Raw genomic sequence first — 21,036 nt, 5'->3', positions numbered from 1 at the left:
AAACCACCCGGTTCCACACCTGCGACACCCCGCCACGCCACGACCTTGGTCGACACTGACTAACCGCCGCACTCATGCGAGACTGTCCGCCCGGGCAGGAGTGCCGGGGAGTCTTCTGTCGGGAGTGTTGCATGTCGTTGTCCACCGGGCTGATCGCCGCCGTCGCCCTGGCCTATATGGCCATCATGTTCGCCATCGCCTTCTACGGCGACCGTCGCAGCACGCCGCTGCCACCACGGATGCGTGCCTGGGTGTACAGCTTGTCGCTGGCGGTTTATTGCACCAGCTGGACGTTTTTCGGCGCGGTCGGTCAAGCCGCTGAACAGTTGTGGTCATTCCTGCCGATTTACCTCGGGCCGATCCTGCTGCTGGTCTGTGCACCGTGGGTCCTGCAAAAAATGGTGATGATCAGCAAACAGGAGAACATCACCTCCATCGCTGACTTCATTGCCGCGCGCTACGGCAAATCACAATCGCTGGCGGTGGTCGTGGCGCTGATTTGTCTGGTCGGCGTTCTGCCCTACATCGCTCTGCAACTCAAAGGCATCGTCCTCGGCGTGAACCTGCTGATAGGCGCCGGGGCCGATGCAATGGGCACCCGCGCCCAGGACACCGCGTTGATCGTGTCGCTGGTGCTGGCGCTGTTCACCATTGTTTTCGGCACGCGCAACCTCGACGCCACCGAACACCACCGGGGCATGGTGCTGGCGATTGCGTTCGAGTCGCTGGTCAAGCTGTTCGCCTTTCTCGCCGTCGGCGCCTTCGTCACTTATGGCCTGTATGACGGTTTCGACGACCTGTTCAATCAGGCGATGCTCGCCCCGCGCCTGGAGGAATACTGGAAAGAAACCATCAACTGGCCGTCGATGGTGGTGCAGACCGGCGTGGCCATGATGGCGATCATCTGCCTGCCACGGCAGTTTCACGTCACCGTGGTGGAGAACATCGATCCGCAGGATCTGCGCCTGGCCAAATGGGTGTTCCCGGCGTACCTCGCGCTGGCCGCGCTGTTTGTAGTGCCAATCGCCCTCGCCGGTCAGATGCTGCTCCCGAGCAACGTGCTGCCTGATTCATTCGTGATCAGCCTGCCACTGGCCCAGGCCCACCCGGCGCTGGCCATGCTGGCGTTTATCGGCGGCGCTTCAGCCGCCACCGGCATGGTCATCGTCGCCAGCGTGGCGCTGTCGACCATGGTTTCCAACGACATGCTGTTGCCGTGGTTGCTGCGGCGCAACAATGCCGAGCGTCCGTTCGAGGTATTTCGTCAGTGGATGTTGTCGGTACGCCGAGTGAGCATCGTGCTGATTCTGCTGCTGGCTTATGTCAGCTATCGATTGCTCGGTTCCACGGCGAGTCTGGCGACCATCGGCCAGATCGCCTTCGCCGCCGTGACGCAACTGGCGCCGGCGATGCTCGGCGCGCTGTACTGGAAACAGGCCAACCGGCGTGGCGTGTTTGCCGGCCTCGCCGCCGGCACATTCCTATGGTTTTACACGCTGATCCTGCCGATTGCCGCGCGCAGTCTCGGCTGGTCGCTGGACACCTTCCCCGGTCTGGCGTGGCTGCACAGCAACCCGCTGAACTTGCCGATCACGCCATTGACCCAAGGCGTGGTGCTGTCGCTGGCGGGCAACTTCACCTTGTTCGCTTGGGTCTCGGTGCTGTCCCGCACGCGGGTTTCGGAGCACTGGCAGGCCGGGCGCTTCATCGGTCAGGAAATCAGCGCCCGCCCGAGTGCGCGCTCGATGCTGGCGGTACAGATCGACGATCTGTTGCAACTGGCCGCGCGCTTTGTCGGTGAAGAACGTGCCCGCCAGAGCTTCATTCGATTTGCCTACCGCCAAGGAAAAGCCTTCAACCCCAATCAGAACGCCGACGGTGAATGGATTGCCCATACCGAACGTTTGCTGGCCGGCGTGCTGGGCGCCTCTTCGACGCGAGCGGTAGTAAAAGCCGCCATCGAAGGTCGGGAAATGCAGCTGGAGGACGTCGTGCGAATTGCCGACGAAGCTTCCGAGGTGTTGCAGTTCAACCGCGCCCTGCTGCAAGGCGCCATCGAGAACATCACCCAAGGCATCAGCGTGGTCGACCAGTCGTTGAAACTGGTGGCGTGGAACCGGCGTTACCTGGAACTGTTCAACTACCCCGACGGACTGATCAGCGTCGGCCGGCCGATTGCCGACATCATTCGCTACAACGCCGAGCGTGGCTTGTGCGGTCCCGGCGAGGCGGAAGTCCACGTCGCCCGGCGTTTGCACTGGATGCGTCAGGGTCGCGCGCACACCTCTGAACGGCTGTTCCCCAACGGTCGGGTGATCGAGCTGATCGGCAACCCGATGCCGGGCGGCGGTTTTGTCATGAGTTTTACCGACATTACCGCGTTCCGCGAGGCCGAGCAGGCCTTGACCGAAGCCAACGAAGGCCTGGAGCAACGGGTCAGCGAACGGACTCAGGAGCTGTCGCAACTCAACGTCGCGCTGACCGAAGCCAAGGGCACCGCCGAGGCCGCCAACCAGTCGAAAACCCGCTTCCTCGCCGCCGTCAGCCATGACTTGATGCAGCCCTTGAACGCCGCTCGCCTTTTCTCCGCCGCCCTCTCCCACCAGGATGACGGTTTGAGCAGCGAGGCGCAGAAACTGGTGCAGCACCTCGACAGTTCGTTGCGTTCGGCCGAAGACCTGATCAGCGATCTGCTGGACATTTCCCGCCTGGAAAACGGCAAGATCAACCCGGATCGCAAGCCTTTTGCGGTCAATGAGCTGTTCGACACGCTCGGCGCCGAGTTCAAGGCGCAGGCTCAGGAACAAGGTTTGACCTTCCGCGTACGCGGCAGCCATTTGCGCATCGACAGCGACATCAAGTTGCTGCGACGAATCCTGCAGAACTTCCTCACCAACGCGTTCCGCTACGCCAAAGGCCCGGTGCTGCTGGGCGTACGGCGCCGCGCCGGCGAGTTGTGCCTTGAAGTGTGGGATCGCGGGCCGGGCATTCCGGAAGACAAGCAGCAGGTGATTTTCGAGGAATTCAAACGCCTCGACAGTCATCAGACCCGCGCCGAAAAAGGTCTCGGCCTCGGGCTGGCGATCGCCGACGGCTTGTGTCGCGTACTCGGTCATACATTGCGTGTGCGCTCGTGGCCGGGGCGCGGCAGTGTGTTTAGCGTCAGTGTGCCGCTGGCTCGCACGCAGACCGTGCCGGCCAGCGCTGCTGTCGAGATAAACGGCAAGATGCTGAGCGGCGCGCAGGTGCTGTGCGTCGATAACGAAGACAGCATTCTGATTGGCATGAACAGCCTGTTGAGCCGTTGGGGTTGTCAGGTCTGGACGGCGCGCAATCGTGAGGAATGTGCAGCGTTGCTCAGCGACGGGGTGCGGCCGCAAGTGGCGCTGGTCGACTACCACCTCGATCACGGCGATACCGGGACCGAGTTGATGGCATGGTTACGCACGAGTCTGGGTGAGCCGGTGCCAGGCGTGGTCATCAGTGCCGACGGGCGGCCGGAGATGGTTGCGCAGGTGCATGCGGCAGGGCTGGATTATCTGGCCAAACCGGTGAAACCGGCGGCCCTGCGGGCGTTGTTGAGTCGCTATTTACCGCTGTAATGCCAAGACAGCGCAAGACCTGTGGCGAGGGAGCTTGCTCCCGCTCGGCTGCGCAGCAGGCGCCAATCCATTCAACGCGGTGTTTCAGATAAATCGGAATCGGGGTTTTCGGGGGTGCTTCGCCCCCCAGCGGGAGCAAGCTCCCTCGCCACAAAAATCGGGTTTACTCAGGCAACTCGACCAAGCCGTCGACATCCGTCATCGCTCGTTCCAGCAGATCCGCCGGCAAGCTTTTGCTCGCCCGCGCACCGAGCAGTTTGAGCTGCTCACTGCGGCTGACCAGGTTGCCGCGTCCTTCTGTCAGCTTGTTGCGCGCCGAGCTGTAGGCTTTGTCCAGTTGCTGCAGGCGATTGCCGACCTCGTCCAGATCCTGAATGAACAACACGAACTTGTCGTACAGCCAGCCGGCCCGCTCGGCGATTTCCCGGGCGTTCTGGCTCTGGCGTTCCTGTTTCCACAGGCTGTCGATGACCCGCAACGTCGCTAGCAACGTGGTCGGACTGACGATCACGATGTTACGGTCGAACGCGTCCTGAAACAGCGTCGGCTCAGCCTGTAATGCCGCCGAAAAAGCCGCTTCGATGGGCACGAACAGCAGAACGAAATCGAGGCTGTGCAGGCCCTCCAGACGTTTGTAGTCCTTGCCCGACAAGCCCTTGACGTGATTGCGCAGGGACAGCACGTGCTGTTTGATCGCGATCTGCCCGAGCGTGTCGTCTTCGGCGGCAACGTACTGTTGATAGGCGGTCAGGCTGACCTTGGAGTCGACCACCACCTGTTTGTCGCCTGGCAGGTAAATGATCACGTCGGGCTGGAAGCGCTCGCCGTCCGGGCCCTTGAGGTTGACCTGCGTCTGGTACTCGCGGCCCTTCTCCAGGCCGGCATGTTCCAGCACGCGTTCGAGTATCAACTCACCCCAGTTACCTTGGGTTTTCTGGCCTTTCAAGGCGCGGGTCAAGTTGGTGGCTTCATCGCTCAAGCGCAGATTGAGCGCTTGCAAACGCTCCAGTTCCTTGGCCAGCGAGAAGCGCTCGCGAGCCTCGGCCTGATAGCTTTCTTCCACGCGTTTTTCGAAAGACTGGATGCGCTCTTTCAACGGATCGAGCAACTGGCCGAGACGTTGTTGACTGGTCTCGGCAAAACGCTGTTCGCGCTCGTCGAAGATCTTGCCCGCCAGCTCGGCGAATTGCGCACGCAATTCATCACGCGAGCCTTGCAGGTCATTGAGGCGTTGTTGATGGCTTTCCTGCTGCTCGCGCAATTCGGCGTTCAGCGATGCCGCCTGAGCGTCGAGGCGACGCAGTTCGGCTTCTTTGTTGGCGCGCTCGATGTTCCAGGCGTGGGAAGCGTCACGGGCGTCATCGCGCTCGATCTGCAACAACTCGACTTCGCGACGCAGGGCTGCCAATTCAGCTTGTTTGGCCGCGTTGGCCTGGCCGAGGTCAGCGACTTCGTCGCGACTGGCCTCCAGTTGAGCGTTGAGCCCGTCCTGTGCCAGTTGCGCCATGGCCAGTCGCTCTTCGAGCAAGGCCACTTCGGCTTGCCCGCTGCTCGCCCGGCGCTGCAGCTGCCAGGCCAGTGCCAGCAACGGCAGCCCTGCCGCTGCGAGCCCCAGCAATAAGCTGGTCAAGTCCATAGCCATAGCGATTCCTGCCGATCCGATAAAGCCTGAAGGTTAACCAAGGTGTCAGAACTTGGACAGCTCAGTCTTCGATGAGACCGAGTTCCTGTTGCGCACGAAGGTCGCCGGCGCGCGCGGCCTGACGCAACAGATCGTGACCGATGCGGCGATCACGGGCACTCCCGCATTCACGACACATCAACTGTCCGAGACGGCTTTGCGCGGCGACCACGCCTTCGCGCGCCGGTTGCTTGAGCAAGCGACCGGCAAGGTGCTTGGCATTGTGACTGTCGCTCAGGCGCGGGCTGTCGAGCAGCCATTCGGCCACACGCACGGAAAATCGCTTTGGCGAGGTAACACGAGGAGGTTCTGAGGTAACAGAGTCTGATACTGAGCGAAACTTCATAAAACACTGTGGGACAGATCGGAAGGCGCGCCACTCTACTCTCTTTTTCTTACAGGTAAAGCCGAAAAACAACCCGGCACGCCCGTCCTAGAGCAAGCGCTCGGGACAATCCACAGAAGCTGTGGATAACTCAGTGGACAACCGCCCTTCAACCCTCGCAAAGCCTTGTGGAATGGGGCTCGCAGTCAAACTGACGATTTTTTCACCAACAAAAAAAAGCGATGTTTTTCATTGACTTAAACTTTCGTTACAGGCAGCCGTCGGGGTCAGGATTGATGTGACAGCGTCGTTACAGCTCGCGCAACTAATGTGCACAAGTACCTGTTACCCGGTTATATCGATGCGCTTTTTCGGGTCGTTTTAGCTGTCTGCCTGGGGATAAGCGGCTCTAAAACGCGGCTTGATGAAAAAACATTCACTGACCGGTGGTCGATATGTGAGCCGATTCGAGGCGATTCAATGGAATGCAAAGCAGACTTGGCCAGAGATTTCAATTATTTTTCAACAAAGGTTTGCTTTAACAAAAATGATCCATTACTATCCGCGGCGTTAGTACCAAGCTGAAAGTCAATTCCGGTCGAACATATCCCCACGGTCAGCCTTCTTCCAAGAAGCCCTTACCGAAAAAAGCGGGAACGACCCCTCGATGGTTTCCAGGTAAATCTTTCCGCGACACGGCCTTTGAATAATGCAAAGGGTGTTGCGAAGACCACTTACTCTGACCGAACCAGCCTGCAAATTGATCAGGATCTTCACCCCGGGCCCAGAACCTTTGCCCTTGATGTGATGCCTGTCCTCCTAAGTACCTACCTGCCAGCCCAAGCGCGCCAATTTATCAGCGCTTCAAACTGGCTGCTTTGTTCCAGTCGGGTTCTTTGTTCGACCAATGGTGGTCGACATTACTGGAACGTTTTAACGTTGCACGGTTCTTATCCGTGTCATTTGTAGGAACACCTAATAACTATGTCTACTCAAATCCATACTCAGGATGCCATTCGCACCCTAACCAACGCTTTTGCACCAATGAACTGCCTGATCATGGCCGCTCGCAAAGGCTGCTTCAGCTTCACCGTAGTCAATGAACACGGGATCGCCCGCCACAGCGAGCGTCTGTACCCCGATCAATACTCCAGCGCCGAACCGCTGCAGGCCGTGATCGATCGTACCCGTCAGGCACTGGTTGCCTGAAAGCCGAAAAGGCTGCAAAAAGCAAAAGCCCCGCTTAAAACGCGGGGCTTTTTATTGCCTGATGTTTCACTTTGCGCGGTCAGCGCTTAAGCACCTTCCGATATAACGGTTATAACGGGTCGGCGGAAATATTTTAAAAACAGGCCTTTACGTCGCGAATATGACACTACACTTCAACTCAAGCGGCGTGATCCGCTTCCGGCGAGCCTGAGTCGATCCACCGCTGCCAAGGCCCCTTCAGGTATCGCCGCCCAATAACAAGATCCGAGGGATTTATGGGTATCGCTGCCAGCGAACTGTGTCGCTATGTGATCCGTCCTACGCTGATTTATCTGGGACGTCACTGCGCGACTGCCGAATCCCTGCTGCTGGGCATCGCCGCCAGCCAGTCTGCCCTCGGGTCCGCCCTGCATGACCGCCGTGGCCACGGCCTCTACCGCATCGCCGAGCATCGCCATCAGGCGCTTTGGGATCACTACCTGGCGCTCGATCCGGAGCGTGCAAGCCTGGTGCGCGGTCTCGCCAGCCAGCATGCCTTTCTCAGCGGCCCGCACCTGGAATTGACCGTCAACCTGCGTTACGCCACAGCGATCGCCTGGCTGCTGGTGGAAGAACAAAACCCTACCCTCCCCGACCCGAATGACTTGCTCGGCATGGCGCGTATCTGGCGTCAGACCTTTCAACCTCAGGGTCGTCTGCGTGACTTCACCTACGCCTGGCAAACCTGTGTTTCACCGCTGAATCAGGTCGCTTGCTGACCAAGCAGTTTCACAAGATCGCACAACAGGCAGTGATTTTGGTCGGATTGTCCTACAAAACCGCTCTAACTCAAGGCATACGGACTATAGCGCCGAGACGAAAATGTTGGTAATTTTCGCCCCGGTGATCACCAGGAGTTCTAATAATGAAAAAAGTAATGCTCAAAACCACCCTTAGCCTTGCCGTAACCGTGGCATCCACCCAGATCTTCGCAGCTGGCTTTGCCATCAACGAACACAGCATCAGCGGGATGGGGACTGGGTACGCCGGGCGATCTTCTTCTGCCGACGACGCAAGCACTGTTTATGGCAACCCTGCCGGCATGTCGCGCATCAAGCGCGAACAAGTCACGGGCGGTGTTGCATTCCTCGACGCAAAAACCGATATCAGCGACGCCAGCTCCAGCCCTAACCGCGGTAGCAACAAAGGCGACATGGTGCCCTTCACCTCCGTACCTATGGGCTTCTACGTCAAACCGATTGACGACCATTGGGCATTCGGTCTCGGTGTATACGTGCCGTTCGGCCTGATTACTGACTACGAGAAAAACTTTGCCGGCCGCTACTTCGGCAGCAAGTCGGAAGTACAAGTCATCACCTTCCAGCCGACTGTCAGCTACGCCTTCAACGACAAGGTATCGATCGGTTTCGGTCCGACCATCAACCGCATCGACGGTACGCTGGAATCCAACCTGTCGATCACTCAGGCCGCGCCGGATGGCAAGGTCAAGATCAAGGGTGACGACACCGCGCTGGGCTACAACATCGGCGTGCTGGTACAAGCCACTGATACCACTCGTCTGGGTCTGACTTACCACTCGAAAGTCGACTACAAGCTGGAAGGCAACACCAAGGTCAACTACGGTGTGCTCGGTGCAGTCGGTCTGGGCGCCAACCAGAAGTACGATGCTTCGTTGAAGATCACCACGCCTGAATCGATCGACTTCTCGGTCACTCAAGCGATCAACGACCGCTGGAACGTCTACGCCGGTTCGACCTGGACCCGCTGGAGCCAGCTGGAAAAGATCACCGTCAAGAACTCCGGTGTGCAGCCGCTGCTGGCCGGTCAGTTCGGCGAGATCACCGAAGACCAGAACTGGCACGATTCCTGGGCTTACGCCGTGGGTACTTCGTATCAGCTGAACAAGGAATGGGTACTGCGCACCGGTCTGACCTTCGACCAGTCGCCGACCAACAACGTCGACCGTTCGCCACGCATTCCTACCGGCGACCGGACCATCTTCAGCATCGGTGCCGGCTGGAGCCCGACCGAAGACCTGACCATCGACGTTGCTTACTCGTACCTGAAGGAAGAGTCGGTCAAGATCCGCAACGAAAACGATCGTGGCCAGAGCTACAACGCCAAGTATGAAAACTCGGCAAACGGCTTCGGTGTCGGCGCGACTTACCGTTTCTGATGCTGCACGGCGAGGCTAACCCCTCGCCCACAAAAAAGCCCCGCTCTCTTTGCAGAAGCGGGGCTTTTTTGTGCCTGGCGTTCGCCCTCAGAAACGAGCAGGCTCGCTCCCACAAGAGCTCAGTTCTTCAGGGGTTTCGAGGCGATGGCTTTCTCGATTGCGGCGATAAATTCCGGATCATCGGGCTTGGTCAGGCTGGAGAAATTCGCGATGACCTTGCCCTGACGATCGATCACGTATTTGTAGAAATTCCATTTCGGCGCACTGCTTTGGGCAGCGAGCACCTGGAACAGATGGGTGGCATCGCCACCACGGACTTTCTGCGGTTCGGTCATGGCGAACGTCACGCCATAGTTGGCGTAGCAGACCTTGGCGGTCTCGGTGCTGTCCTTGGACTCTTGCTTGAAGTCATTGGAAGGCACGCCGAGCATTTGCAACCCTTGCCCTTCGTAGCGTTTATGCAGCGCTTCAAGGCCTTCGAACTGCGGCGCAAAACCACAGAAACTGGCGGTATTGACCACCACCAGCGGCTTATCGGCGTACTGCTTGCACAGATCGATGGATTCCTTGGCTCGCAGCTTGGGCAGCGAACCCTGCAACACTTCCGGGCAATCCGCCGCCTGGGCCAGGCCAGTCAACGCCACCAGCAACGCGGGAACAGCACACCAGCGCATCAGCATGTCGTACATCCTTGAGCAGTCGTCAGACTTCGACGTTACTCGCCGGACAGCCTTCTAGCAAATACTCATGCCCAATTGCATCAATGCCAGCCCGCCTTGATGCCAGCCCCACCACACCAGCGCCAGCAAAGCGGCGCCGAGTGCGGTGATGGCGAGTCGTGGCCAGAATCGGCTCATGCGGCGCTCGCAGCGGCTTGCAGGCGCGCCACCGGACGCTCGCGCACCGGCCAGTTCAATGCAGCCGCCAACAGGCTGAGAAGAATCGCCACTTGCCAGATCAAGTCGTAACTCCCGGTACGGTCATACACCACCCCGCCCAGCCAGCCGCCGAGGAACGATCCGAGCTGATGGAACAGGAACACAATGCCACCGAGCATGGACAGATTGCGCACACCAAACAAGGTCGCCACCGTGCCGTTGGTCAACGGCACCGTCGACAACCACAGGAAACCCATGGCCATGCCGAACAGGTAGGCCGACGTGGTTGTCACCGGCAGCCACAGGAACAGCACGATCACCACCGCACGCAACAGGTACAACGCGGTGAGCAGACGCGGTTTCGACATGCGCCCGCCGAGCCACCCGGCGGTGTAGGTACCGAAGATGTTGAACAGCCCGATCAGCGCCAGCACCGTGGTGCCGACCGTGGCCGGCAAGTGCTGATCGACCAGGTACGCCGGCAGATGCACGCCGATGAAAACCACTTGAAAACCGCAGACGAAAAAGCCGAACGCCAACAGCCAGAACCCCGAGTGTGAACAGGCTTCGCGTAGCGCCTCGGACAGCGTCTGCTCGTGACCGAGCACCGGCAGCGGTTTGTCCTTGAGCATGCTCACCAGTGGCACGATCATCGCCACCAGCAGGCCCAGCACCAGCAGTGCGGCAGACCAGCCGAGCCAGCCAATCAGCCCTAATGTCCCCGGCAACATGGCGAACTGGCCGAAAGAGCCGGCGGCACTGGCGATGCCCATGCCCATACTGCGTTTCTCTGGTGGCACGGCACGCCCCACGACGCCGAGGATGACCGAGAACGAGGTGCCGGAAAGACCGATACCGATCAGCAGGCCGGCGCTCAGTGACAACGTCACCGCCGAATCAGACAGCCCCATGCACACCAGACCCGCCGCGTAGAGCACTCCACCGACGAGGACCACTTTCGCCGCGCCGAAACGGTCAGCCAGCGCGCCGGTAAACGGCTGCGCCAGACCCCAGATCAGATTCTGCAAGGCGATCGCGAAGGCAAACACCTCGCGGCCCCAGCCGAACTGCGCACTCATCGGCGACAGGAACAGGCCGAAGCCGTGACGCACGCCCAATGACAACGCGAGAATCAGCGCACTTCCCAGCAACACCCAACCGCACGTCCGCCACATCGATGTCATTGTTATTCTCCAGTCGCGGGTATATACCCGCTTGAATCCGAAAAAACTGGCATCAAGCCAGTTCATCAAGCAATTTGAGCAAGGTTTCACGCTTCTCGGCACCCAGGCGATCAATCAATCGCTGCTGCGCCGCTTCCCACGCCGGCAGCGCTGCTGCCAAACGCTGCGCGCCGGTTTCGGTGAGCCGGACAATCCGGTTACGCATGTCCGCGCCCTCGGCCAGCGTCACCAGCCCTTCGCCTTCCAGCACGCGCAGATTGCGCCCCAGGGTGCTGCGATCCAGGCCCATGGCTTCGGCAAGTTCGGAGATGCTCGGTTGATCCAGACGCTGCAGATTGCACAGCAAAGAATACTGGGCAACGTTGATCCCGAAGCCGTCGAGAGCGCCGTCGTAATGCCTGCTGACGCCACGAGCGGCGCGACGCAGGTTAGTGCACAAACACTGAGAAGGAAGCATGATGCGTGTATATACCCGCGACTGTGTTAAATCAAGTTACAGATGAGTTCATCCATAACATTTTTGGTGCCTGAAAGATTGCTATCGCTGGCAAGCCAGCTCCCACAGAGAATGATATTGCCCACAAAATCTGCAAATCCCCCCAATACCTGTGGGTGCTGGCTTGCCAGCAGATTCAACATAAAATTTCTACAGGAAATGACATTGCCCAAAAATCGGCAAACCACCCCAATACCTGTGGGAGCTGGCTTGCCAGCAGATTCAACATAAAATTTATACAGGAAATGACATTGCCCAAAATCGGCAAACCACCCCAATACCTGTGGGAGCTGGCTTGCCAGCGATGAGGCCAGCAGATTCAACAGAAATCTGTCAGACCAAAACCAGCCCAACCAGCACCGCCATCTCCAGCAACTCCAGCAACGCCCCCGCCGTGTCTCCTGTCGTACCGCCCAACCGCCGCACCATCACTCGCCGCAGCCAGACGAACACGACAACCGCCACCAGCAGCGCAACAACAGCCTTGAACCCGGCAATCAGCACACACGCCAACGCGCTCACCGCAACAACCCACCAACCCGCTCTGCGCGGCAGATGATCGGCCAACGCTTGCCCCAGGCCACCGGCCCGCACATACGGCGTGGTCAGAAACAACCCGAGCAGCGCCGCGCGCCCAAGCACCGGCACGATGATCAGCGCGAGCGTCTGCTGCTGTTCGATCAACGCCAGCAACGCCGCAAACTTGAGCAACAACACCAACACCAGCGTCACCACCGCAATCGGCCCGCTGCGTGGATCCTTCATGATCGTCAGCGTACGCTCACGATCACCAAAGCCGCCGAGCCAGGCATCGGCGCTGTCGGCGAGCCCATCAAGATGCAATGCCCCGCTGAGCAACACCCAAACCGTCAACAACAACGCCCCGTGCAGCAACAGCGGCGTGCCAGCCAATGCCAGATTCAGCGACCAGAGCATCACACCGAACAGCAGCCCGACCAGCGGATAAAACAGCAGCGAACGCCCAAGCTGTTCAGGCTCCGGCATCCCCGGCAAACGAATCGGCAGACTGCTGAGAAATTGCAGGGCGATCCACAGCGGCAACATGTCAGCGACCTTCCTTGAGCGAGCCATCTGCGTCGACGGTCAGGGAGAACAATGCCCCATGAGTGACTTCGACATTAAGCAGTTGCTCACGAGGCAACCCTCGCGCCCGCGCCAGCAACAGGCGCATCACTCCGCCATGACTGATCAGCAGCACCCGCTCACCCGCGTACGCTGCGTGTAACTGCGCGACCGCCGACAGCACGCGAGCGGAAAAATCGCCGACTGGCTCCCCTTGCGGCGGCGTAAATGAATAGGGATCCGCCCAAAACAGCCCCAACGCCTCAGCATCGGTTTCCATCAACGCCACCGCGCTCCGCCCTTCCCACGCACCGAAATGCAGTTCCTGCAGATCCTTGTCCAGTTGCACCGGCAGATTCAATTGCTCGCCCAACTCAGCGGCAAAGCGCGCACAACGCTGCAACGGCGAACTGACCAGACGATCCCACGGCCCGCCCGCGATGACCGCCGCACGCATCTGCGCCCAGCCCTTCTCAGTGAGCGCATCGTCGAGGCTGCCGCGCAAGCCACCACCCAGTTCCGTCTCACCGTGGCGCAGCAGATCCAGACGCAAAGTCATGCCGAACGATCCGCCACCGCCGCTTCGGCGAACGTCGCCATCTGCCCGTGCAGATCACAGGCCAGACGCAACAGCGGCACCGCCAACGCCGCTCCGCTGCCTTCGCCCAGGCGCAGACCGAGTTCCAGCAATGGTTCGGCGTTCAACGTTTCCAGCACATGCCGGTGACCCGGTTCCGCGCCACGGTGACCAAACAGCAGCCACTCGCGGCAGGCCGGATTCAGGCGTACAGCTACCAGCGCAGCGACGGTGCAGATAAAGCCATCGACGAGCACCGCGAGACCCTCCTGCGCCGCTGCCAGATACGCGCCGACCAGCGCCGCAATCTCGAAACCACCCAGATTGAACAGCGTCTGCAACGCATCACCCCGTTGCGCCGCGTGCAAGGCCAAAGCACGCTCGATCACTTGCGCTTTACGGCTGACGCCTTCGGCATTCAAACCAGTCCCGGGACCGGTCAGATGCACCACCGGGCAGTCGAGCAACGCACACGCCAGCGCGCTCGCAGCGGTGGTATTGCCAATGCCCATTTCGCCGCCGATGAACAACTGCGCGCCTGCCGCTTTCGCCCGCAGTACGCTGTCGCGACCGGCCTGCAACGCGAGTTCGCCTTGCGCCTGAGTCATCGCGGCGCCCTGAACGAAATTCGCCGTACCCGCGCCGATGTTCAAGTGACGCACGCCCGGCAGATTCAGCGACGGCGTCACCGTGCCCAGATCCACCACTTCCAGTTGCGCATTGAGCTGGCGCGCCAACACGCTGATCGCCGCCCCGCCACTGACGAAGTTGAGCAGCATCTGCCCGGTGACTTCCTGTGGAAACGCGGAAACGCCTTCAGCGACCACGCCGTGATCGCCAGCAAAAATCGCAATCCAGATCTGCTCAAGCGTCGGTTTGACCTGCCCTTGCAGACCGGCCAATTGCACCGCCACGGACTCGAGGCGCCCCAGGGATCCGGCCGGTTTGGTCAATTGCTGTTGCCGTGCCGCCGCTTGCTCAACGATATCGGCGTGCACCGGTTTGCACGGATTCAGCCACCAGGTTTGGGTCATAACGCAGATCCTTTCAGGGTCAGGGGCAGGCCGGCGACGGTCAGGACAACACGCTGACAACGCTCGGCCAGAGCTTGATGCAGCCAACCGGCTTCATCGACGTAGCGGCGAGTCAATTCGCCCAGCGGCACGACACCCATTCCGGTCTCGTTGCTGACAAAAATGATTTCCCCCGGCAGTGACGCCAGGCATTCGAGCAGGGCTTCGCGTTCGGCGGCGAGGCGTTCGGCATCGTCGAGCATCAGCAGATTGGTCATCCACAGGGTCAGGCAATCGATCAGCAGGCAGCGCTCGGCACTGGCGTTTTCGCGCAATACGCGAGCAAGCTCCAGCGGTTCTTCGATGAGCGCCCATTCAGCGGGGCGGCGGGCACGATGATGGGCGACGCGGTCGCTCATTTCACCGTCCAGCGGCTGGCTGGTGGCGATGTAGGTCACGGCCAGTTGAGTGTCGCTGGCGAGTTTTTCTGCCAGGCGACTTTTGCCGGAGCGGGCGCCGCCGAGGATCAGTTGGAGCATGGGTCATCCAGAAAAATGTGTAGTGAGCCAACCGGCCTCTTCGCTGGCAAGCCAGCTCCCAAAGGGTTCAAAGGTGTTCACAAAATTTGCAGCCGACATCAATACTTGTGGGAGCTGGCTTGCCAGCGATGAGGCCAGCACAGGCAACTCAAATCCCACAAAGCTGGCGCAACAAATCGGTATCCAGATGCTTCTCCACCAGATCCGCCAAGCGCTCGATATCGCGCTCGCGCAAGCCGTGGTAATCCACCTCCTGCACATCGTTCAGCCCCGCCCAGCGCAACAGCGCCGCGCTGGCTGCCGGCGATTCGAACAAGCCATGCAAATAGGTGCCGAACACCTGCCCGTCAAGACTTTGCGCACCGTCGCAACGACCATCATCCAGACGCACCGCCGCATGCTCCAGCGCCGGCCCGCTGGTCACACCGGCATGAATCTCATAGCCGCTGACCTCAGCCTCTTCCAGCGCCAGACGCCCGCGCACATTGCGCAGTTGCTTCTCGGCCTCCAGCGTCGTTGCAAACGCCAGCAAACCCAGACCGGCGCTGGAACCCGGCGCGCCTTCCAGGCCCAGCGGGTCATGCACCTGCTCACCGAGCATCTGCAGACCGCCGCAAATCCCCAAGACTTTGCCGCCGTAACGCAGGTGACGGCTGATCGCCGCTTCCCAACCGTTGGCGCGCAGATACGCGAGATCACTGCGCACGCTTTTCGAACCCGGCAGGATGATCAGATCCGCCGGCGGAATCGCCTGGCCCGGACCGACAAATTGCAGATCGACTTGCGGATGCAGACGCAGCGGATCGAAATCGGTGTGGTTGCTGATCCGTGGCAACACCGGCACCACCACTTTCAATACCTGGTCGGCCTTGTCGGTCTGGCGCTGATCGATACCGTCCTCGGCTTCAAGATGCAGGTCCATCACGTACGGCAGCACGCCCACCACCGGTTTGCCGGTGCGCTGCTCAAGCCAGTCGAGGCCCGGTTGCAGCAAGGCGATGTCGCCACGAAAACGGTTGATGATGAAGCCTTTGACCCGCGCCTGTTCGCTCGGCGAGAGCAGTTCCAGCGTGCCGACCAAGTGGGCGAAAACCCCGCCGCGATTGATGTCGGCGATCAGCAACACCGGACAATCCACCGCTTCGGCAAAGCCCATGTTGGCGATGTCGCCGGCACGCAGATTGATCTCCGCCGGCGACCCCGCGCCCTCGACCATGACCAGCGGATACGCCGCGCTGAGCCGTTGGTGCGAGGCCAGTACGGCTTGCATCGCGATGGCTTTGTAATCGTGATACGCCACGGCGTTCATGCTGGTGACGGCACGGCCATGGATGATCACTTGCGCGCCGGTGTCACTGTTGGGTTTGAGCAAGACTGGATTCATGTCGGTGTGTGGTTCAAGATTCGCCGCTTGTGCCTGCACCGCTTGCGCGCGACCAATCTCACCGCCGTCAGCGGTCACCGCGCTGTTGAGCGCCATGTTCTGTGGTTTGAACGGCACCACGGCGATGCCTTGGCGGGTCGCCCAGCGGCATAGCGCCGTCACCAAGGTGCTTTTGCCGGCGTCGGAGGTGGTGCCTTGCACCATCAGGGTTGTCATCGGGGTTCCTTGGCGAAAGCTTGCAGCGCCTGTTCGAGGCGCGCCTCTTCAGCTGCATCGGCAGGCAGGCCGAAACGCAGACTGCTGTTGTGAGTGAAGATGCGCAGGAGGATGCCGCGTCGGGCCATGAATTCGTGCAGCGCTTGCGCCTGCTCGGTGATCAGCCACTGAAACAGCGCGCAACCGCCGTGCGGTTTGAAGCCATAGCGTTCCAGCAACAGCGCCAGCCGCTCGCTCGCTTCATCGCTGCGAATGCGCTGACGGGTGTGACCTTCGGTGTCTTGCAGACAGGCTTGACCAAGCACCCGCGTCGGTCCGCTCACGACCCAAGGCCCGACCTGTTCGGCGAGCAGCTTGAGCAACTTGCGCTCGGCCAGCACAAAGCCCAACCGCACTCCGGCCAGGCCAAAAAACTTGCCGAACGAGCGCAACACAATCAGCCCGACCAAATGGGTATGCGCGGCCAGGCTCAGTTGCGGCGTGTTGTCCATAAATGCTTCATCGACCACCAGCCAGCCACCGCGCTGAGCGAGCCGCGCATGCCAGTCGAGCAGGCGCGCCGGGGTCAGGCTCAGGCCGGTCGGGTTGTTCGGGTTGACCACCACCAGCACATCGAGGCTGTCGAGAAAGAATTCGACTTCCTGTTCCAGCACTTCGCGCACGATGTAGCCGCTGCGCCGCCAGGCCTCGGCATGCTCGGCATAACACGGCGACAGCACGCCGACCTTGCCGGCACGACGCAAACGCGGCAGCAACTGGATGGCCATCTGCGAACCGGCCACCGGCAACACCTGCGCCGCGCCGTAGTAATCGCATGCCGCCTGCTCGAGACCATCATCGGTTTCCGGCAATCGCGCCCAGGCGCGCAGCGGAATCTCCGGGACTGGAAACGGCCACGGCGCCAGTCCACTGGACAGGTCGAGCCAGTCAGCCTCGGCGATGCCGTAATCGTGTGCAGCCTTGCGCAGCCGGCCACCGTGCTCAAGCATAGAATTCAGCCCCCACGCAGAGAATCAGCAGCCATAACCATACGCCGCGCTGGACCAATTGCCAGCCACGGTCGATGGAATCGGCATCGGCCGCTGGGCCTTCGCCGAGTTGCGGACGCTCATGCAGTTCGCCGTGATAGATCGCCGGACCACCCAACTCGACGCCGAGCGCACCAGCCCCTGCCGCCATCACCGGGCCGGCGTTGGGGCTGTCCCATTTTGGCGCTTGAGTACGCCAGCACTGCAACGCGAGTCGGGTTTTGCCCAGCACTGCGTAGGTCAAAGCAACAAGGCGTGCAGGAATGTAGTTGAGCACGTCGTCGATTTTTGCCGCGCACCAGCCGAAGCGCTCGAAGCGTTCGTTGCGATAGCCCCACATCGCGTCGAGCGTATTGCTCAAGCGATACAGCACCACGCCGGGTGCACCGGCCACGACAAACCAGAACAGCGCGGCGAACACTGCATCGCTGCCGTTCTCCAGCACCGATTCAGTAGCGGCGCGGGCGACCGCAGTGCTGTCGAGTTCGCTGGTCTGGCGGCTGACCAGATAACCGACACGCTTGCGCGCTTCCTCCAGATCATCGGCGCGCAACGCCGCGGCAACCGGCGCGACGTGCTCACCGAGGCTGCGCATACCGAGGGCGCAATACAGCGCAAGAATTTCGACGAGCCAGCCCACGTACGGCGCCCAGGAAAACGCGGTGGCGAGCAACGTCAGCGGCAGCACCGCGATCACCCACGCGGTGACGCCATGGCTGCGCCAGCCACGTCCGCCGGCGTTGAAACGTTGCTCGATGCGCCCGGCAAAATTGCCGAACGCCACCAGCGGATGCCAGCGTTTCGGTTCACCCAGCAGCGCATCCAGCGCGACCGCGGCGACACTCAACAACGCCACACTCATTGACTCACTCCCCAATAATTCTCAAACAGCAACTCATTGAGCGGACGCGCCTGCGCCCACCCTTCGAGTACCAGCATCGGCGCCGGATAGAATTCCTTGACCGGGCCCAGACACAAAACCGCCAGCGGTTTGGCACCTTCGGGCAGCTTCAGCAGATCCGCCAACGCTTGCGGCTCGAACAGCGAGACCCAGCCCATGCCCAAGCCTTCAGCCCGGGAGGCCAGCCACAGATTCTGGATCGCGCAGGACAACGAAGCCATGTCCATTTCCGGCAGCGTGCGCCGACCGAAAATGTGTTTCTCGCGATCATCCATCAATGCGGCGACCAGCACTTCGGCGCAGTCGTTGATGCCTTCGACCTTGAGTTTCATGAACTCGTCACTGCGCTCGCCGAGCGCTTCGGCGGTGCGGATGCGTTCTTCTTCCACCAGATTCTGGATCTGCCCGCGCAGGGCTCGGTCGCTGATACGGATGAAGCGCCAGGGCTGCATCAGGCCGACGCTGGGGGCCTGATGCGCGGCCTCGAGCAGTCGCCCCAGCAGTTCGGGCGCGACCGTGCCACCGGTGAAGTGACGCATGTCGCGGCGTTCAGCGATGGCTCGATAAACCGCTGCGCGCTCGGCTTCGGAGAATGCGTTGTCGGTCATGGCCCCATCGCTGGCAAGCCAGCTCCCACAGGGGATTGGGTTTCTTCAGACATTGCATCACCCACCACAGAAGCTGGATTACCAGTCCCTAATGGCGATCGCATTTCTTCAGGCTTTACACCGCCCACTGTGGGAGCTGGCTTGCCAGCGATGGCGGCCTTGAGATCTGGCGCAAACAGCGCGGCAATCGCAGTCGGATTCGACGGAAAATAAAAATGCACGTACGAAGCCGTCATCCGCCCTTCCCGATAAACCGCCTCGGCCCCGCGCCCGCCATTCGGACTCAGGCCCCGGGCAATCGGCGTCAGCTCGGTGGTGGTCAGGGAATGATGATAGGTGTGACCGCGCAGCGAACCCTCCGGCAGATCCACCGCTTGCAGGGCCAACGCCGCCAGACGCTTTTGCATCACCGCATCGCCCGCCAGCAAACCGACCAGTTCAGCGCGAGTGCCTTCAACGTCAGTCAAGGAATCGAGCAGATACAGCATGCCGCCGCACTCGGCGAGTAACGGTTTGCCAGCCGCGTGATGCGCACGGATCGCGTCGAGCATCGCGGTGTTCTGCGACAGCGCAACATGATGCAATTCCGGATAACCACCGGGCAGATACAGGCTGTCCGCCTCGGGTAATTGCGTATCGCGGATCGGCGAGAAGAAGCTCAATTCGGCACCCATTGCGCGCAACAGGTCGAGGCTCGCGCCATAGGTGAAGGCAAAGGCTTCATCGCGAGCAACGGCAATGCGCACGCCTTCGAGCAATGGCTCGGCGGCGATCACGTCAGGCGCGGCGAACTCCACGGCCGGTGGCAGCGCTACCTCGCAACTGCTGGCAAGCGCTGCGGCGGCCGCATCGAGGCGCACGTCGAGATCATTCAGTTCGCTGGCCTGCACGAGGCCGAGATGGCGGCTCGGCAGTTCGATGCCGGTTTCGCGAGACAACGCGCCGTACCAGCGCAAACCTTCGGTGAGGCTGCCTTCGAGCAATTGCGCATGGCGCAGGGTGCCGACGCGGTTGGCCAGCACGCCGGCAAACGGCAAGTCCGGCTGATAGCGCGCCAATCCAAGCGCCAACGCACCAAAGGTCTGCGCCATCGCCGTGCCGTCGATCACACCGAGGACCGGCACACCAAAATGCCGCGCCAGATCAGCGCTCGACGGCGTGCCGTCAAACAACCCCATCACGCCTTCGATCAGAATCAGATCGGCTTCAGCAGCGGCTTCCCATAACAGGCGACGGCTTTCCTGCTCGCCGACCATCCACATGTCCAATTGATAAACCGGCGCACCGCTGGCGCGCTCGAGAATCATCGGGTCGAGAAAATCCGGGCCGCATTTGAACACGCGGACCTTGCGCCCCTGATTGCGATGCAGACGGGCGAGTGCTGCGGTGACGGTGGTCTTGCCCTGACCGGAGGCCGGCGCGGCGATGAGGACCGCCGGGCAGTGACGTGGTTGATTCAAAGTTCGACGCCTTTCTGCGCTTTGATACCGGCCTGGAAGGCGTGTTTGAGCATGCCCATTTCGGTGACCGTGTCGCCCATCTCGATCATTTCCGGCTTGGCCGCACGCCCGGTGACGATCACGTGCTGCATCGGTGGACGCGCCTGCAAGTCGCTGAGTACCTGATCGAGATCGAGGTAGCCGTGCTTGAGGGCGATGTTCAGTTCGTCGAGCACCACCAGACCGATCGACGCATCGCGCAGCAGTTCGCGGGACACGGCCCATGCAGCTTCGGCGGCGGCGATATCGCGCTGACGGTCTTGGGTCTCCCAGGTGAAACCCTCGCCCATCACGTGGAAACGCACTTGCTCCGGGAAGCGGCGGAAGAACAACTCTTCGCCAGTGCTATTACGGCCCTTGATGAACTGCACCACGCCGCACTGCATGCCGTGGCCCATGGCGCGGGCGAGCATGCCGAATGCCGAGCTGCTTTTGCCTTTGCCATTGCCGGTCAGCACCAGCACCAGACCGCATTCGTCGGGCGAGTTGGCGATGCGTTCATCGATCACGGCTTTTTTGCGCTGCATACGCGCCAGATGGCGTTCGTCACGCTCGGGGAAATCAGTCATGGGGAGCTCTCCGTTGAGGCTGGATAACGGCGGGCAGGCACAAGAATAGACGGCAAAAAGCCTGGCAT

At 60.9% G+C, this 21,036-nt stretch carries 21 protein-coding genes; 4 read left to right on the top strand and 17 right to left on the bottom strand.

Annotation, left to right across the window (positions count from 1 at the left end):
• Positions 1-131: 131 nt before the first annotated feature.
• The gene (locus ACVVH8_RS08825; protein ID WP_401302705.1) at positions 132-3,602 is read left to right on the top strand and encodes a hybrid sensor histidine kinase/response regulator; all 3,471 of its coding nucleotides are present in this window, start codon (positions 132-134) and stop codon (positions 3,600-3,602) included.
• Between the two features lie 163 nt (positions 3,603-3,765).
• Here ACVVH8_RS08825 and ACVVH8_RS08820 read toward each other — a convergent pair whose 3' ends face one another.
• Together ACVVH8_RS08820 and ACVVH8_RS08815 are read right to left on the bottom strand one after the other, a co-directional pair.
• Positions 3,766-5,130, bottom strand: coding sequence for a DNA recombination protein RmuC (locus tag ACVVH8_RS08820; protein ID WP_213028759.1), 1,365 nt, complete (start codon positions 5,128-5,130; stop codon positions 3,766-3,768).
• Between the two features lie 175 nt (positions 5,131-5,305).
• Complete coding sequence (locus ACVVH8_RS08815) at positions 5,306-5,629, bottom strand: sel1 repeat family protein (protein WP_475229539.1); 324 nt, start codon at positions 5,627-5,629, stop codon at positions 5,306-5,308.
• A 963-nt stretch (positions 5,630-6,592) separates the two neighbouring features.
• On the opposite strand from ACVVH8_RS08815, the gene ACVVH8_RS08810 reads away from it, so the two are divergent.
• From ACVVH8_RS08810 to ACVVH8_RS08800, 3 genes are all read left to right on the top strand, one after another.
• Positions 6,593-6,817, top strand: coding sequence for a hypothetical protein (locus ACVVH8_RS08810; RefSeq protein ID WP_064586664.1), 225 nt, complete (start codon positions 6,593-6,595; stop codon positions 6,815-6,817).
• Between the two features lie 275 nt (positions 6,818-7,092).
• A complete protein-coding gene (locus tag ACVVH8_RS08805) occupies positions 7,093-7,575 on the top strand; it encodes a hypothetical protein (RefSeq protein WP_475229537.1) in 483 nt (160 codons plus the stop codon).
• A 146-nt stretch (positions 7,576-7,721) separates the two neighbouring features.
• Positions 7,722-8,993, top strand: a complete 1,272-nt coding sequence (locus tag ACVVH8_RS08800; RefSeq protein WP_213028003.1) for an OmpP1/FadL family transporter — start codon at positions 7,722-7,724, stop codon at positions 8,991-8,993.
• 119 nt (positions 8,994-9,112) lie between these two features.
• On the opposite strand, the gene ACVVH8_RS08795 is transcribed toward ACVVH8_RS08800, so the two are convergent.
• The 15 genes from ACVVH8_RS08795 to cobO all read right to left on the bottom strand — a co-directional run bounded on the left by ACVVH8_RS08795 (position 9,113) and on the right by cobO (position 20,968).
• Positions 9,113-9,673, bottom strand: a complete 561-nt coding sequence (locus ACVVH8_RS08795) for a glutathione peroxidase (RefSeq protein ID WP_475229534.1) — start codon at positions 9,671-9,673, stop codon at positions 9,113-9,115.
• Between the two features lie 54 nt (positions 9,674-9,727).
• The gene (locus tag ACVVH8_RS08790; protein ID WP_007919790.1) at positions 9,728-9,850 is read right to left on the bottom strand and encodes a hypothetical protein; all 123 of its coding nucleotides are present in this window, start codon (positions 9,848-9,850) and stop codon (positions 9,728-9,730) included.
• Positions 9,847-11,055, bottom strand: a complete 1,209-nt coding sequence (locus ACVVH8_RS08785) for an MFS transporter (RefSeq protein WP_475229532.1) — start codon at positions 11,053-11,055, stop codon at positions 9,847-9,849. The genes ACVVH8_RS08790 and ACVVH8_RS08785 overlap by 4 nt, the downstream gene beginning before the upstream one ends.
• Before the next feature lie 52 nt (positions 11,056-11,107).
• Positions 11,108-11,512, bottom strand: coding sequence for a MarR family winged helix-turn-helix transcriptional regulator (locus tag ACVVH8_RS08780; RefSeq protein WP_103306936.1), 405 nt, complete (start codon positions 11,510-11,512; stop codon positions 11,108-11,110).
• A gap of 26 nt (positions 11,513-11,538) precedes the next feature.
• Positions 11,539-11,874: a hypothetical protein gene (locus tag ACVVH8_RS08775; protein WP_475229529.1), complete on the bottom strand. Its 336-nt coding sequence runs from the start codon at positions 11,872-11,874 to the stop codon at positions 11,539-11,541.
• Between the two features lie 10 nt (positions 11,875-11,884).
• On the bottom strand, positions 11,885-12,616 hold the full coding sequence (locus ACVVH8_RS08770) for an adenosylcobinamide-GDP ribazoletransferase (RefSeq protein WP_475229526.1): 732 nt from the start codon (positions 12,614-12,616) through the stop codon (positions 11,885-11,887).
• Position 12,617: 1 nt separating this feature from the next.
• The gene (gene cobC, locus ACVVH8_RS08765; protein WP_475229523.1) at positions 12,618-13,193 is read right to left on the bottom strand and encodes an alpha-ribazole phosphatase family protein; all 576 of its coding nucleotides are present in this window, start codon (positions 13,191-13,193) and stop codon (positions 12,618-12,620) included.
• A complete protein-coding gene (gene cobT / locus ACVVH8_RS08760; protein ID WP_475229521.1) occupies positions 13,190-14,245 on the bottom strand; it encodes a nicotinate-nucleotide--dimethylbenzimidazole phosphoribosyltransferase in 1,056 nt (351 codons plus the stop codon). The genes cobC and cobT overlap by 4 nt, the downstream gene beginning before the upstream one ends.
• A complete protein-coding gene (gene cobU / locus ACVVH8_RS08755) occupies positions 14,242-14,763 on the bottom strand; it encodes a bifunctional adenosylcobinamide kinase/adenosylcobinamide-phosphate guanylyltransferase (protein WP_475229518.1) in 522 nt (173 codons plus the stop codon). The genes cobT and cobU overlap by 4 nt, the downstream gene beginning before the upstream one ends.
• Positions 14,764-14,911: 148 nt before the next feature.
• Entirely contained in the window at positions 14,912-16,363 is a 1,452-nt protein-coding gene (locus ACVVH8_RS08750; protein ID WP_475229516.1) for a cobyric acid synthase, read from the bottom strand.
• Positions 16,360-17,352, bottom strand: a complete 993-nt coding sequence (gene cobD / locus ACVVH8_RS08745; protein WP_315448519.1) for a threonine-phosphate decarboxylase CobD — start codon at positions 17,350-17,352, stop codon at positions 16,360-16,362. Before cobD ends, ACVVH8_RS08750 begins: the two co-directional genes overlap by 4 nt.
• On the bottom strand, positions 17,345-18,253 hold the full coding sequence (cbiB, locus tag ACVVH8_RS08740; protein ID WP_103306929.1) for an adenosylcobinamide-phosphate synthase CbiB: 909 nt from the start codon (positions 18,251-18,253) through the stop codon (positions 17,345-17,347). The genes cobD and cbiB overlap by 8 nt, the downstream gene beginning before the upstream one ends.
• Positions 18,250-18,900 carry a 5,6-dimethylbenzimidazole synthase gene (gene bluB / locus ACVVH8_RS08735; RefSeq protein ID WP_103306928.1) on the bottom strand — a complete coding sequence of 217 codons (651 nt, stop codon included), beginning with the start codon at positions 18,898-18,900 and terminating at the stop codon, positions 18,250-18,252. The genes cbiB and bluB overlap by 4 nt, the downstream gene beginning before the upstream one ends.
• Positions 18,897-20,360 carry a cobyrinate a,c-diamide synthase gene (locus tag ACVVH8_RS08730; RefSeq protein ID WP_213027993.1) on the bottom strand — a complete coding sequence of 488 codons (1,464 nt, stop codon included), beginning with the start codon at positions 20,358-20,360 and terminating at the stop codon, positions 18,897-18,899. The genes bluB and ACVVH8_RS08730 overlap by 4 nt, the downstream gene beginning before the upstream one ends.
• Positions 20,357-20,968 (bottom strand): cob(I)yrinic acid a,c-diamide adenosyltransferase, encoded by a 612-nt coding sequence (gene cobO / locus ACVVH8_RS08725; RefSeq protein ID WP_475229514.1) that lies wholly within the window; start codon positions 20,966-20,968, stop codon positions 20,357-20,359. The genes ACVVH8_RS08730 and cobO overlap by 4 nt, the downstream gene beginning before the upstream one ends.
• Between the last annotated feature and the right edge of the window lie 68 nt (positions 20,969-21,036).

The organism is Pseudomonas trutticola BRTCR10, from assembly GCF_056155105.1.
The sequence above is the reverse complement of the archived record's forward strand: the minus strand, read 5'-3'. Positions and strand labels throughout refer to the sequence as shown.